Here is a 13,314-nt window from a genome sequence, read left to right on the forward strand (position 1 = left end):
GGATTCGTTGACCTCGGGGTTCGACGCCGCCTCGGCCACCTTGGCCTTCACACTGTCCGTTGCGCGCTCCTCGTTGACCTGCGGGTCCGTGGTGCGCTGGTTCTTGTCCTCAGCGGGCTGGTTGTTCTTGGCGTTGCCGGAGTTCTTACCGGAGTCTTTATTGCCCTGTTGAGGGGTTGCGTTCATGACGGGGAGTTCCTTTCGGAGGTGCGTTGGAACGGTGGCGGCGCGGGCCGCTCAGCCATTCGAGGTCTGGGCTAGTTCTGAAGCTACCGTGTGTCCCACCTCACGGAGTAACCGGGGTGCTTCACGCATGGATGTCTGGGCGTCCGGGGCGAGGTCGGAGAGCGCGTGAGTGGCGCGGAAACCGGTGGCTTCCAGCGTCTCGCGGTCCAGGGTGGTGCGGCCGCACACGGCAATCACGGGTACGCCGTGGGCCTGGCCGACCTTGAGCACGCCCACCGGGGTCTTGCCGCCCAGGGATTGTTCGTCCAGGCTGCCTTCGCCGGTGATCAGCAGGTCCGCGCCGGTCACGGCGTCGTCCAGGTTGACCAGGTCGAGGACGACGTCGATCCCAGGCCTCCGCGTCGCATTCAAGACGGCCAGCGCGGCATAGCCGACGCCACCGGCGGCACCCGCCCCCGGAGCCTCGGCTGCTGAGCGTGCCGAGGCACCCAAGGCCTCGGCGAGGACGTCGCGGAAGGTTCCCAGGGCGGCGTCGAGCTCGGACACGTCCTGCTCGGAAGCGCCCTTCTGGGGACCGAAGACCGCCGCGGCACCGCGCTCGCCGGTGAGCGGATTGTCCACGTCCGCGGCCAGGACGAACTGCGCGGAGGAAATGCCGGGGTGCAGGCCGGAGACGTCCACGGAGGCCAACTGCGCGAGGGCGGCGCCGCCGTCGGGAATCTCGTTGCCCCGGTCGTCCAAGAGACGGGCGCCCAGACCGGCCAGCATGCCTGCCCCGCCGTCCGTGTTGGCGCTACCGCCCACGCCCAGAATGATCTGGGTGCAGCCGGCGTCCAGAGCGGCGGCAATCAACTCGCCGGTGCCGCGGCTGGTGGCTTCGCGAGCGGCAAGGATTGGTTCGCCGTTCTCGTCGTGGGGGAGTGCTGCCAACCCGGAGGGCAGGGACATCTCGACCACAGCGGTGTCGTTGAGGCGAGCCCAGGCTGCGGCCACTGGTTCGCCGATGGGGCCGGTGACCGTGAGGTCGTGGCGCGTGTAACCGGCGGTGACCGCTGCATCCAACGTGCCCTCACCGCCGTCGGCCACGGGCAGGATCGTGACCTGGGCGTCGGGCTGGGCCTCGCGGATCCCGGCGGCGATGTGCTCGGCCGCCTCCTCGGCACTCACCGAGCCCTTGAACTTGTCTGGTGCCACCACAATGCGCACGAGAACCTCCCGAAAATCTAGAGATGAACCGCGGGCCGCACACGGAATCCGTGAGCGGCCCGCGGTGTATCGGACTGAAGTAGAACAGTCCGTGATTAGTCGAGCAGGGCGATGGCGGTGGGTGCGTCCACACCGCGGGCCGCCAGTTCCTCGAACTCCACCACGTTGTCCAACTCGGTGCCCATGGAGATGTTGGTGACCTTCTCCAGGATGACCTCCACCACCACGGGAACCTGGTGCTCCTGAGCCAACGAGTTGGCCTCGGAGAACGCATCCTGCAGCTTGTCCGGATCGGTCACGCGAACAGCCTTGCAGCCCAGGCCCTCGACCACCTTGATGTGGTCCACACCGTATCCCTGGGTCTCCGGGGAGTTGATGTTGTCGAAGGCCAACGACACGTTCTGTTCCATCTTGAATCCGCGCTGGGACTGACGGATCAGGCCCAGGTAGGAGTTGTTCACGACCACGTGGATGTAGGGCAGGTTGAACTGCGCGCCCACGGCCAATTCCTCGATCATGAACTGGAAGTCGTAGTCACCGGACAGTGCCACCACGGTCTCACCGGGCTTGCCGCGCACCACGCCCAGGGCCGCGGGGCCGGTCCAACCCAGGGGGCCGGCCTGACCCGCGTTGATCCACTTGCGCGGACCGTACACGTGCAGGAACTGACCGCCGGCGATCTGCGACAGACCGATCGTGGACACGAAGGTGACGTCCTGACCGAAGGCCGAGTTCATCTCCTCGTACACACGCTGCGGCTTGATCGGTACCTCGGTGAAGTGCGTCTTGCGCTGCAGCTGACCCTTGCGCTGGATGCATTCCTTGGCCCACACGCCGTAATCGGGGACGGAGAACTTTTCCTTACGCTCCTTGGCCACCTCGAGGAGGACGGTCAGGGCGGCGTCGGCGTCGGACACGATGCCCAGGTCAGGCGAGAACACGCGACCGATCTGGGTGGGCTCGATGTCGATGTGCACGAACGTGCGGCCCTCGGTGTACTTGTCGATGGAACCGGTGTGGCGGTTGGCCCAGCGGTTGCCGATGCCCAGGACGAAGTCCGAGGCCAGGAACGACTCGTTGCCGTAACGGTGCGAAGTCTGCAGACCCACCATGCCGGCCATCAACGGGTGATCATCCGGAATGGCGCCCCAGCCCATCAGGGTGGGGATCACGGGAACGTCCAGCACCTCGGCCAGCTCGACCAGCTTCTCGGATGCGTTGGCGTTGATCACGCCACCACCGGCCACGATCACCGGGTGCTCCGAAGCGAACAGCATGTCCAGGGCACGCTCTGCCTGGGCACGGGTGGCTGCGGGCTTGGCCACGGGCAGGGGCTCGTAGAGGTCGATGTCGAACTCGATCTCGGCCAACTGCACGTCCAAGGGCAGATCAATCAGCACCGGGCCGGGGCGGCCCGTGCGCATCTCGTGGAACGCTCGGGCAAAGGTGCCCGGAATCTGACCCGGCTCCAGCACGGTCACGGCCATCTTGGTCACCGGCTTGGCGATCGAGGCGATGTCAACGGCCTGGAAATCTTCCTTGTGCAGCTTGGCCACCGGTGCCTGACCGGTGATGCACAGGATCGGCACGGAGTCAGCGATCGCGGCGTAGAGGCCGGTGATCATGTCGGTGCCTGCGGGGCCCGAAGTGCCCACGCAGATGCCGATGTTGCCGGGAGCGGCACGGGTGTAGCCGTCAGCCATGTGCGAGGCACCCTCGACGTGACGGGCCAGCGTGTGGCGGATGCCGCCGTCATTACGCATGGCTGAGTAGAACGGGTTGATGGCCGCACCGGGCAGACCGAACGCCTCGGTTGCGCCTTCCTTCTTGAGGATGGCGACAATGGCGTCCACCGTACGCATCTTGGTCATGATGTTCTCCTTGAAATCTTGTCTCAGACCGCCGTGCCCGCGTGGGCCGGGGAAGTTACTTCTTGTCGCCGCCGGACAGTTCATGGGCGAGCTTGAACAGACCCGAGTGGTCCAGGCCGCCGTCGCCGCGGGCGACCAGGGCGGAGACCAACTGGGCGACGACCGCGCCCAACGGGATGGTGACGCCGGCTTCGCGTGCGGCGGCGGTGACGATGCCCATGTCCTTGTTGTGCAGGGCCAGGCGGAAACCGGGATCGAAGTTGCGATCGAGCATCTTCTGTCCCTTTTGATCGAGAACCTTGGAGCCGGCCAGGCCGCCACCGAGGACCTTCAGAGCGGCGTCCGTATCAACGCCGTAGGCCTCGAGGAACACGACCGACTCGGCGAGCAACTGGATGTTGCCGGCCACGATGAGCTGGTTGGCGGCCTTGACCGTCTGGCCGGAGCCGGAGGGGCCCACGTGCACGATGGTCTTGCCCACGCCGTTGAGGACTTCCTGGGCGGCCTCGAAATCAGTGGCCTCGCCGCCGACCATGATGGACAGGGCTGCGTCGATTGCGCCTTGCTCGCCGCCGGAGACCGGGGCGTCCAACGGGCGGATGCCGGCCTTGCGGGCGGAGTCGGCCAGGGTCACGGCCACGTCCGGGCGGATGGTGGACGCATCGATCCACAGGGCGCCCTTCGATGCATTGGCGAATACGCCGTCCTCACCCTCGACCACGTCCTGGACGTCCGGGGAGTCCGGAACCATGGTGATGATGACCTCGGCGTCCTTGACCGCCTCGGCCACGGAGCCGGCAGCGGTGCCGCCGGCCTGGGCGAGGTCCTGTGCCTTTTCGGGGGAGCGGTTGTAACCGGTCACCTCGTGGCCGGCGGTGACGAGGTTCTTGGCCATGGGAAGGCCCATGATGCCCAATCCGATAACTGCAACCTTGGTCATGATGTTCTCCTTAGAAGTTCTGCGGTGATCCGCGCGTGTAACTGGTGTTCTGTGGTTCGTTGTTCTCAGGGGCGAGGCGGCCGGATCAGGCGCGCTTCTCGCGGGGCAGCCACGCGAAGGGATCCTCCTGCGAAGCCTTGTACTCCAGGCCGATCACGCCGTCGTAACCGAGTTCACGGGAGCGGTCGATCCACTTCTCGAGCGGCAGCTCACCGGTGCCGGGCTCGTTGCGGCCGGGGTTGTCGGCGATCTGGATGTGGCCGAAGTTCGCGGCGTGCTCCTCGATGACCTTCTCCACGTCATCACCGTTGACAGCCAGGTGGTAGAAGTCGGCCAGCAGCTTGACGTTGTCGCGGCCCACCTTCTCGATGATGGCCAGGGCGTCCGCAGCGGTCTTGAGCGGGTAGGCCTCGGTGCCGGAAACGGGCTCGAGCAGCACGACACCGCCCAGGGGAGCCACGGCATCCGCGGCGCGCTGCAGGTTTTCGACGCCGATCCGGTCTTGTTCAGCGGCGTCCTCATCGTCCAGACGGTTGCCGTAGAGCGCGTTGAACGCCTTGCAGCCGGTGGCCTGGGCGATCTTCACCACGGCGTCGATATTGGCCTGGAACTCTTCCGAACGCGCGGACTGGGAGAGCACACCGCGCTCGCCGCCGGGCATGTCACCGGCGTAGAAGTTCAAACCGGTCAGCTGGACGCCCGCGTTCTTGAGCGCGTCCACGAAGTCCTGGATCTCTGCATCCGTGGGGGTGGGCGTGGGGAACGGCCACCAGAACTCGGCGCGCGTGAAACCTGCGGAGGTCACGGCCTGCGGGCGGTCGTTGATCGGCAGGTCGGTCAGCAAGATCGAAGAGTTGACGGTGTAGCTCACGGTTTTCCTCCTGTGTGGCGGCCCATCGCGGGTGCCCATCTTTCGGATTGTGGAAGTTAAGTTCTATCTGGTGAAAACGTTAGGTTAGAATGTGACCTACGTCAACCTTTGGTGTGAGATGTTTCTGTCTGTGTCTCCCGCCCACCGGTGGACCACATATCGGGCCAGATCATCAGGGCCGCGTCCGGAGAACGACTCATCACCTAAGGAGGGGATATGGCCACTGACGAGACCGCTCTGTCACGCGAACGTGCCGCCGGACGCCCGGAATTCGACCACGTATATTCGCCCGGCACGGTTCAGACCGAACCGCCGCCCATCACCAGCGACCGGCTCTACAACGTGGATCTGGCCCCCACGCGCAGGGAAGGTCGCACGTGGAACGCGTACAGCATCTTCACGTTGTGGGCCAACGATGTGCACTCGTTGGGCAACTACTCATTCGCCATCGGGCTCTTCGCACTCGGACTCGGGGCGTGGCAGGTGCTCACGGCTTTGGGTGTTGGCGCGCTGCTGTTGTTCTTCCTGCTGTGCCTGTCCGGATTCATGGGTTACAAGACCGGTGTTCCGTATCCGGTGATGAGCCGCATCTCCTTCGGTGTGCACGGCGCGCAGTTGCCGGCCGCGGTGCGCGGAATTGTTGCCATTGCCTGGTTCGGCATTCAGACCTACCTGGCCTCGGTGGTGCTACGCGTGATGCTCATTGCCCTGTGGCCGGGGCTGGCGCCGTTGGACTCCAACGACGTCCTGGGGCTCTCCACTCTGGGGTGGATCAGCTTTGTGGCTTTGTGGATCATTCAGGTGATCATCGTTTGCTACGGCATGGAGATGATTCGCCGGTACGAGGCCATGGCCGGTCCGATCATCCTGGTCACCTTTGTGGCGTTGGCCGTGTGGATGCTGTGGCGCGTGGACTTCTCCATTGCGTGGGCCACCGAGAACCCGTTGACCGGCTGGGAGATGTGGGTTCACATCCTGGGCGGCGGTGCACTGTGGGTGTCCATCTACGGAACGTTCGTGCTGAACTTCTGTGACTTCACGCGTTCGGCCACCAGCAGGGGCGCGATCGTGAAGGGCAACTTCTGGGGCATCCCCATCAACATGCTCTTGTTCGGCCTGATCGTGGTGTCCCTGGCCGGTGCGCAGCTGAAGTTGGACGGAACCATCATCACGGCACCGGCGGATATCGTTCAGACGATTCCCTCCGTGCCGTTGATCGTGCTGGCCTCCCTGGCGCTGCTGATTCTCACGGTCGCGGTGAACCTGATGGCCAACTTCGTGGCACCCACCTACGCGCTGACCAACATGTTCCCCAAGGCGTTGAACTTTCAGAAGGCTGCCATCGTCTCCGCGGTGATCGGACTGATCATCCTGCCCTGGAACCTGTACAACTCACCCGTGGTGATCGTGTACTTCCTGGGTGGACTGGGTGCCCTGCTAGGCCCGCTGTTCGGCATCATCATGGTCGACTACTGGATCATCCGCCGCTCCAAGGTCAACGTTCCGCAGCTCTACATCGACACCAATGACGGCGCGTACTACTACCGCAAGGGTGTGAATCCACGAGCGATTGCGGCGTTCATCCCCTCATCGCTGGCATCCCTGGCCGTGGCACTGCTTCCGTTCTTCGCCGGAGCCAGCGAGTTCTCGTGGTTCATCGGCGCCGCACTGGGCGCGATCTGCTACTTGATCACCGCCAAGAAACGCGTGGAATACACCGATCAGCACGGCGAGGCCATCGCCGTGGCCACCACCCACTGACCTTGAACAGGAGAACACCATGCGCATTTTGACGGTCAACGTGAACACCACGGAGTCCATGACGGAATCGATTGCGGAGTCGGCACGAAAAGTGGCCGAGTCCGGCGTCGAGATTGTGGGACTGACCCCGCGTTTCGGGGCGCCCTCGTGTGAAGGCAACATGGAGTCCTACCTGGCCGCGGTGGGCGTCATGGACGCCGTGCTCAGCTACGACCAGCCCTTCGACGCCGTGATTCAGGCCGGTTTCGGCGAACACGGCCGCGAAGGCCTACAGGAGCTGTTGGAGCAACCGGTCGTGGACATCACCGAGGCCGCCGCCTCCATGGCGACGTTCGTGGGGCGCAGCTATTCGGTGGTGACCACCTTGGACCGCACCGTTCCCCTGATCGAGGACCGGCTGCAGCTGGCGGGTCTCATGGATCGCTGTGCGTCCGTGCGGGCGTCCAACACATCGGTGCTGGATCTGGAAGCGGATGAGAACGCCGCGATCCAGTCCATCGTGGCCGAGGCCCAGCGGGCCATCGACGAGGATCGTGCGGAGGTCATCGTGCTCGGCTGCGGTGGCATGGCAGCGCTCGAAGCTGCCGTTCGTGAACAGTGCGGTGTGCCCGTCGTGGACGGAGTCGCCGCCGCGGTGACCATCGCACAATCTCTCGTGCGCCTGGGACTCACCACGTCCAAGTCCCGCACCTACGCATCTCCGCTGCCCAAGGACCTCAAGGGCTTCCCGCTGAGCTGAGCAAGCTGAGCGCTCTCACCCGGGAATGGAATAAGGTTCCTTATCCCCGATTCCACAGCGGAAATCGGGGATAAGGAACCTTAAACCTTCAACGGCAAACCGTCAGCAGTCGAGATCAGCGCCCCGCATGCCCTCCCAGGGACAGGGGAGCGTGCCGGTTGACGTCTTTGTACAGCAAGTAGCGGAAGGGCTTGGGCCCACCGGCGTAGCAGGCCTGCGGGCAGAAGGCGCGCAGCCACATGAAGTCGCCCTCCTGCACCTCGACCCAGTCCTCGTTGAGGCGGTACACGGCCTGGCCCTCCAACACGTAGAGCCCGTGTTCCATCACGTGGGTCTCCGCGAACGGGATAATCCCGCCGGGCTGGAACGTCACGATGGTCACGTGCATGTCGTGGCGCACGTCCGCCGGGTCCACGAACCGCGAGGTGGCCCAGCGGCCCTCGGTGCCGGGCATGGGCGTGGGTTCCACGTCCTGCTCGTTGGTCACGAAGGATTCCGGCTTCTCGATGCCCGCGACCTTCTGGTAGCGCTTACGCACCCACATGAAGCGGACTTCCTCGGAACCGCGGTTGTGCACGGTCCACGTCTCCCCGGGGGAGATGAATGCGTAACCACCGGGGTTGAGAGTGTGGATGTCATCGCCACCGGGCTCGTCACCCAGGGTCAGCTCGAGCGAACCTTCCATGACGAACAGCACCGATTCCGCATCCGGGTCCTCCTCGGGCTTGTCCGAACCGCCGCCGGGGGAGACCTCCATGAGGTACTGCGAGAACGTCTCCGCGAAACCGGTCAGCGGTCGCGCGAGCACCCACAGCCGAGTGCCCTCCCAGAACGGCAGGAACGACGTCACGATGTCCCGCTGCGTGCCCCGCGGAATCACCGCGTAGGCCTCCTTGAACATGGCCCGGTCGGTCAGCAGGTCGGTCTGCGGCGGGTGGCCACCGTGGGTGGCCCAGTACGTGCGTTCGCTCATCGTGTGTCTCCTGTTTCAGAATGTTCAGCGTTCGACGCTGCAGCCACGCCCGTCTTCGCAACCGAGCTCACCGTTTCCGGGGTCAAGCCGGAGGCGCGCAGCTCGTCCTCGGTCACCGCGCCACACAGCGTGCCGCGCAGGATGTAGCGGGCCAGGGCACGAGCGGTGGCGGGTTCATCGGCCACATCGGCGGCTTCAATGCCGGGCACCGACCGACGGGAGTAGACCTCCAGGCGGTGGGCGGCGGCGTCGAACCCGTCGCGGTAGAACGCGTAATTGGTGAGGAAGCGCGTGGGCAGCTGGTGGGCGTGCAGATCCCAGCCCTGGTAGTAACCGCGCTCCAACGACCGTCGGACCAGCCGTGCGTGCAGTGCCCAGGAATCGCGGCGCTGTTCGGCATCGCCCACGGGCAATTGGTTGGTGGAGCCGTCGGAGAGGTGCACGCCCGTTCCGGCCACTGCCACCTGCATGACGTTCTTGGCGAAGTCCGCGGCGGGGTGCTCCATGGACTGGAACTGCGCGGAGATCCCCAGGGACGCCGAGTAGTCGTAGGTGCCGTAGTGCAGCGAGGTGGCGCGGCCCTCGGCAGCGCGCAGCATCGCGGGGATCAGGCAGGTGCCATCCAGCCCCAGGATCATGGGGGCGGTTTCCATCTGGATTTCGAAGCGCAGTCGGCCGTTCGGCAGATCCAGCGCATCCTCGAGTGCTTGGCACGCTTCGACCATGATCTGCACCTGTTCCACGGAGGAAACCTTGGGCAGGGTCAGCACGAGTCCCTCGGGTAAGCCATCCGAACTCACGCCGGCCTCGATCAAGCCGCCCTCGCGCACCAGGGTGGTGACGAAAACGTCGAGCGAACGCAGTCCGCGGGCCCGGGTTGCCTCTTCGAAGCACTTGAATCGGATGCCCGCGAAGGCCGGGGCCGGTGCGGAACCATTGGCCCGGTTGATCGCGAATTGCGCCACGGTGCGGGCGGCCTGGGCCGCGGCGGCGTCTTCTTCGCCGTCGGAGCGGTTGCCGAACCCGTCCTCGAGGTCCAATCGCAGGTCCTCGATCGGCTCGGTCTGCAGCTTGGCGGCCACACGGTCGACGACGTCGCTCATGCCGTCCCCGGAGAGTCCCGCCAACTCGGCGAGCACCTGGAGTCCACCCGCTTCGTCGGCGGCGGCCTGTGCGGCGCGGCCCCATTCTGCGGGGGTGTTCACGGTGACGAGGTCGGCCGGGACGTAGCACGTGTGTACGGGTTGGCGGACCCCGGAGTCACCCGGGAAGAACCGTGCGAGGTCAGCATCGGTGCCGGCGAGCACCAGGTCGGCGCGCTGGTAGAACGTGGTGGGCAGGCTCGCGCCGGCCGGGACGGCCCCCGCCGAGTCGTTGGTAGCGACGTCGGCGGGAGCAGCGGAGGCGACTCGCGCCCCGAGAATGGATTGTGTCACTTGGCCCCTTCCATGAGGTCATACGCGGGCAGGGTCAGGAAGTCCGGGTAGTTGTCGCTCAGGACCATGTCGGAGATGAGCTTTCCGGCCGGGACGAACCACTTCTCGTAGTTCTCCGCGTCGATTTCCTGCTTGAGGACCTCCAGCTGCTCGTCCAGAGCGGCGGAGACCAGCTCGCGCGTTGCAGTGTTTCCGGTGTCGGTGTAGACCACACCGTTCTTGATCTGCTGCCAGATCTGGGAGCGGGAGATTTCCGCAGTGGCAGCGTCCTCCATGAGGTTGTGAATGGCCACGGCGCCGTTGCCGGACAACCAGACCGCAATGTAGCGGATGGCCACGTAAAGATTGGCGTTGAGTTCTTCCTCGGTGCGCTGATCGCCGGCGGAGGGAACGTCCAACAGCTGCTCGGGGGTCACCTCGACCTCCGGGCGCTGGCGGTCCAACTGATTGGGCTTGTCGTTCAGTACGCCGTCGAAGATCTCCTTGCACACGGGCACGAGGTCCGGGTGGGCGACCCAGGAGCCGTCGAAACCGTCGTTGGCTTCGCGGGTCTTGTCGTTGCGGACCTTCTCGAAGGCCGCACGGTTGACTTCTTCGTCCTTGCGGGACGGGATGAAAGCGGCCATGCCACCCATCGCGAAGGCACCGCGCTTGTGGCAGGTCTGCACCAGAAGGTCGGTGTAGGCGCGCATGAGCGGTGCGGTCATGGTGACCGAGGAGCGGTCGGCCAGGATGAACTTGTCACCGGCGTCACGGAAGTACTTGATGATCGAGAACAGGTAGTCCCAGCGGCCGGCATTCAAACCGGAGGCGTGATCGCGCAGTTCGTAGAGGATCTCGTCCATCTGGAACGCGGCGGGGATGGTCTCGATGAGCACCGTGGCCCGAATGGTGCCGTGTTCGATGCCCAGGTACTCCTCGGCAAAGGTGAACACGTCGTTCCACAGGCGAGCCTCGAGGTAGGACTCCATCTTGGGCAGGTAGTAGTAGGGGCCCTGGCCATTCTCGATGAGCTGCTTGGCGGTGTGGAAGAAGTGCAGGCCGAAGTCCGTGAGGGAGCCGGAGCCTTCCTTGCCGTTCACGGTGATGTTGTGCTCGGGAAGGTGCCAGCCGCGCGGGCGGGTCACAACCACGGCGAGCGGCGCGTCCTCGCGCAGCTTGTACTCCTTGCCCTCGGGCGATGTGAAGGCCAGGGTGCCGTGGGCGGCGTCGCGCAGGTTGGCGATCGCGTCGATCTGGTTGGCCCAGCTGGGGCTCGCTGCGTCCTCGAGGTCGGCCAGCCACACCTTGGCGCCGGAGTTGAGCGCGTTGATGGCCATCTTGGCCGGGGAGGCGGGGCCGGTCATTTCCACGCGGCGGTCCTGCAGTGCCTTGGGAGCCGGGGCAACCTGCCAGTCACCCTCGCGGACCTCGCGGGTCTCCTCGGGGAAGTCCAGCGTGCCGGTAGAGGCTGCTTGCTCACGAGCGGTCTCGCGCTTGCCCAGCAGCTCTTCGCGGCGGTCGTTGAACTTCTCGTGCAGCGCCTCGACGAACGCGAGTGCCTCGTCGCTGAGGATCTCGCCGGCCGCGGCCACGTTCTGCGGGCTGTTGTGGGTAATGGTCATGATTGCCTCCTGGAAAGTACGTGTAGTGCTGGTAGTGCTTGGTCTCGCCGGTATCGCTGCGTTGCGCTCGAAGCGGCGGGTGGGCGGCGTCGTCGTCATGAATGAACGACGACGCCGCTCCTGAGGTTTTTCGCGTGACTAGCCTTCGATGCCCAGCGCGGTGTTCTTGACCGCTTCCGCCACGGCCGGGGCCACGTTGGGGTCGAACACGCTGGGGACGATGAAGCTCGCGTTGCGCTCGTCCGGTTCCACGCAGTCCGCAATGGCCTTGGCCGCGGCCACGAGCATGTCGGACGTGATGTCCGAGGCTGCGGCGTCCAGCAGGCCGCGGAACAGGCCCGGGAAGGCGAGCACGTTGTTGATCTGGTTCGGGAAGTCGCTTCGGCCGGTCGCGACCACGGCGGCGTGCTCGGCGGCTTCGGCCGGGTGCACCTCGGGGTCGGGGTTGGCCATGGCGAACACGATGGCGCCGTCGGCCATGGTGGCGATGTCATTGCCATCCAGAACGTTGGGAGCGGACACGCCGATGAAGACGTCAGCACCGGCCACGGCTTCCTTGAGCGAGCCGGAGAAGCTGTCCTTGTTGGTGTTCTCGGCCAGCCACGTGCGGTGGGGATCGGTGTAGGTCTCACCGGAGTGGATGGCGCCGTTGCGGGAGCACGCGATCACGTTGGCCACGCCGTTGGCGAGCAGCAACTGGATGATGGCGTTACCGGCAGCGCCCACACCGGAGACGACAACCTTGACGTCCTCGATGTTCTTGTCCACCACGCGCAGTGCGTTGTAGAGGGCGGCCAGGGTCACGATGGCGGTGCCGTGCTGGTCATCGTGGAAGACGGGAATATCGAGCTCTTCACGCAGGCGGGCTTCGATCTCGAAGCAGCGCGGGGCTGCGATGTCCTCAAGGTTCACGCCGCCGTAGACCGGAGCCATGGCCTTGACGATGCTGATGATCTCCTCGGTGTCCTTGGTGTCCAAGCACACGGGCCAGGCGTCAACGTCGGCGAAGGCCTTGAAGAGGGCAGCCTTGCCCTCCATGACGGGCAGAGCGGCGGCGGGGCCGATATTGCCCAGGCCGAGCACGGCGGTGCCATCGGTCACCACGGCCACGGTGTTGCGCTTGATGGTCAGACGACGAGCGTCCTCCGGGTTCTCGGCAATGGCCGTGCACACGCGGGCCACGCCGGGGGTGTAAGCGCGGGAGAGGTCGTCACGGTTACGCAGGGAGACGCGCGGGGTGACCTCGATCTTGCCGCCCAGGTGGATCAGGAAGGTGCGGTCGGAGATCTTGTGGACGGTCACGCCGTCCAGTGTGTTGAGCGCGTCCCGGACCTCGTCGCGGTGTTCCGCGTTGGAAACGTTGCAGCTGATGTCGATGACCACGCTGGTGGGGTGCGATTCGACAATGTCCAATGCGGTCACCTGGGCGCCGGCCGCAGAGGCCGCGGTGGTGATTTCACTGGTCGAGTTGAACGTGGCGGGCGCTTCAACTCGCAGGACCATGGAGTAACCGGGGCTGGGAGTAGACATCTGTATGAAGTTCCTTTCAGACTGAGCGGAACCCTCGCTCCACTTCGTTATCCGCATTGTGGAAAAAAGTTTCCACTTCTTGAATCGTAGATGTAGTCTAGGGCGAAAGACAAGACCCGTGTGAGACTTATTTCACATGATGACATTGGAGAGGCCGCCCCGGACAGGGGCTGCCGTCCATCACGGAAAGCGAGTTG

The 13,314-nt window shown here is 65.1% G+C and carries 10 protein-coding genes; 2 read left to right on the forward strand and 8 right to left on the reverse strand.

Annotated features, from left to right (window positions below; genetic code table 11):
- Positions 1-237: 237 nt before the first annotated feature.
- The 4 genes from ABD283_RS03775 to ABD283_RS03790 form a co-directional block, all read right to left on the reverse strand.
- Complete coding sequence (locus ABD283_RS03775; protein ID WP_344223683.1) at positions 238-1,392, reverse strand: glycerate kinase; 1,155 nt, start codon at positions 1,390-1,392, stop codon at positions 238-240.
- A gap of 95 nt (positions 1,393-1,487) precedes the next feature.
- Positions 1,488-3,263 carry a glyoxylate carboligase gene (gene gcl, locus ABD283_RS03780; protein ID WP_344223684.1) on the reverse strand — a complete coding sequence of 592 codons (1,776 nt, stop codon included), beginning with the start codon at positions 3,261-3,263 and terminating at the stop codon, positions 1,488-1,490.
- A gap of 55 nt (positions 3,264-3,318) precedes the next feature.
- On the reverse strand, positions 3,319-4,272 hold the full coding sequence (locus ABD283_RS03785) for a 2-hydroxy-3-oxopropionate reductase (RefSeq protein WP_344223729.1): 954 nt from the start codon (positions 4,270-4,272) through the stop codon (positions 3,319-3,321).
- Between the two features lie 16 nt (positions 4,273-4,288).
- Positions 4,289-5,074, reverse strand: coding sequence for a hydroxypyruvate isomerase family protein (locus tag ABD283_RS03790; protein ID WP_344223685.1), 786 nt, complete (start codon positions 5,072-5,074; stop codon positions 4,289-4,291).
- A 216-nt stretch (positions 5,075-5,290) separates the two neighbouring features.
- On the opposite strand from ABD283_RS03790, the gene ABD283_RS03795 reads away from it, so the two are divergent.
- Entirely contained in the window at positions 5,291-6,835 is a 1,545-nt protein-coding gene (locus tag ABD283_RS03795; protein WP_344223686.1) for an NCS1 family nucleobase:cation symporter-1, read from the forward strand.
- 19 nt (positions 6,836-6,854) lie between these two features.
- On the forward strand, positions 6,855-7,574 hold the full coding sequence (locus tag ABD283_RS03800) for an aspartate/glutamate racemase family protein (RefSeq protein WP_344223687.1): 720 nt from the start codon (positions 6,855-6,857) through the stop codon (positions 7,572-7,574).
- A 115-nt stretch (positions 7,575-7,689) separates the two neighbouring features.
- On the opposite strand, the gene ABD283_RS03805 is transcribed toward ABD283_RS03800, so the two are convergent.
- The 4 genes from ABD283_RS03805 to ABD283_RS03820 form a co-directional block, all read right to left on the reverse strand.
- Positions 7,690-8,547, reverse strand: coding sequence for a bifunctional allantoicase/(S)-ureidoglycine aminohydrolase (locus ABD283_RS03805; protein ID WP_344223688.1), 858 nt, complete (start codon positions 8,545-8,547; stop codon positions 7,690-7,692).
- Positions 8,544-9,887 carry a DUF6986 family protein gene (locus ABD283_RS03810; protein WP_344223730.1) on the reverse strand — a complete coding sequence of 448 codons (1,344 nt, stop codon included), beginning with the start codon at positions 9,885-9,887 and terminating at the stop codon, positions 8,544-8,546. Before ABD283_RS03810 ends, ABD283_RS03805 begins: the two co-directional genes overlap by 4 nt.
- 92 nt (positions 9,888-9,979) lie before the next feature.
- The gene (gene aceB / locus ABD283_RS03815) at positions 9,980-11,587 is read right to left on the reverse strand and encodes a malate synthase A (protein ID WP_344223689.1); all 1,608 of its coding nucleotides are present in this window, start codon (positions 11,585-11,587) and stop codon (positions 9,980-9,982) included.
- Between the two features lie 138 nt (positions 11,588-11,725).
- Positions 11,726-13,117 carry an NAD-dependent malic enzyme gene (locus tag ABD283_RS03820; RefSeq protein WP_344223690.1) on the reverse strand — a complete coding sequence of 464 codons (1,392 nt, stop codon included), beginning with the start codon at positions 13,115-13,117 and terminating at the stop codon, positions 11,726-11,728.
- Positions 13,118-13,314: the final 197 nt, after the last annotated feature.

Source organism: Kocuria atrinae (genome assembly GCF_039531425.1).
Classification (GTDB): domain Bacteria; phylum Actinomycetota; class Actinomycetes; order Actinomycetales; family Micrococcaceae; genus Kocuria; species Kocuria atrinae.

Coding starts and splice junctions, on each gene's coding strand:
- gcl (WP_344223684.1), bottom strand. CDS start 3,263: ATGACCAAGATGCGTACGGTGGACGCCATTGTCGCCATCCTCAAGAAG.
- ABD283_RS03795 (WP_344223686.1), top strand. CDS start 5,291: ATGGCCACTGACGAGACCGCTCTGTCACGCGAACGTGCCGCCGGACGC.
- ABD283_RS03800 (WP_344223687.1), top strand. CDS start 6,855: ATGCGCATTTTGACGGTCAACGTGAACACCACGGAGTCCATGACGGAA.
- ABD283_RS03805 (WP_344223688.1), bottom strand. CDS start 8,547: ATGAGCGAACGCACGTACTGGGCCACCCACGGTGGCCACCCGCCGCAG.
- aceB (WP_344223689.1), bottom strand. CDS start 11,587: ATGACCATTACCCACAACAGCCCGCAGAACGTGGCCGCGGCCGGCGAG.
- ABD283_RS03820 (WP_344223690.1), bottom strand. CDS start 13,117: ATGTCTACTCCCAGCCCCGGTTACTCCATGGTCCTGCGAGTTGAAGCG.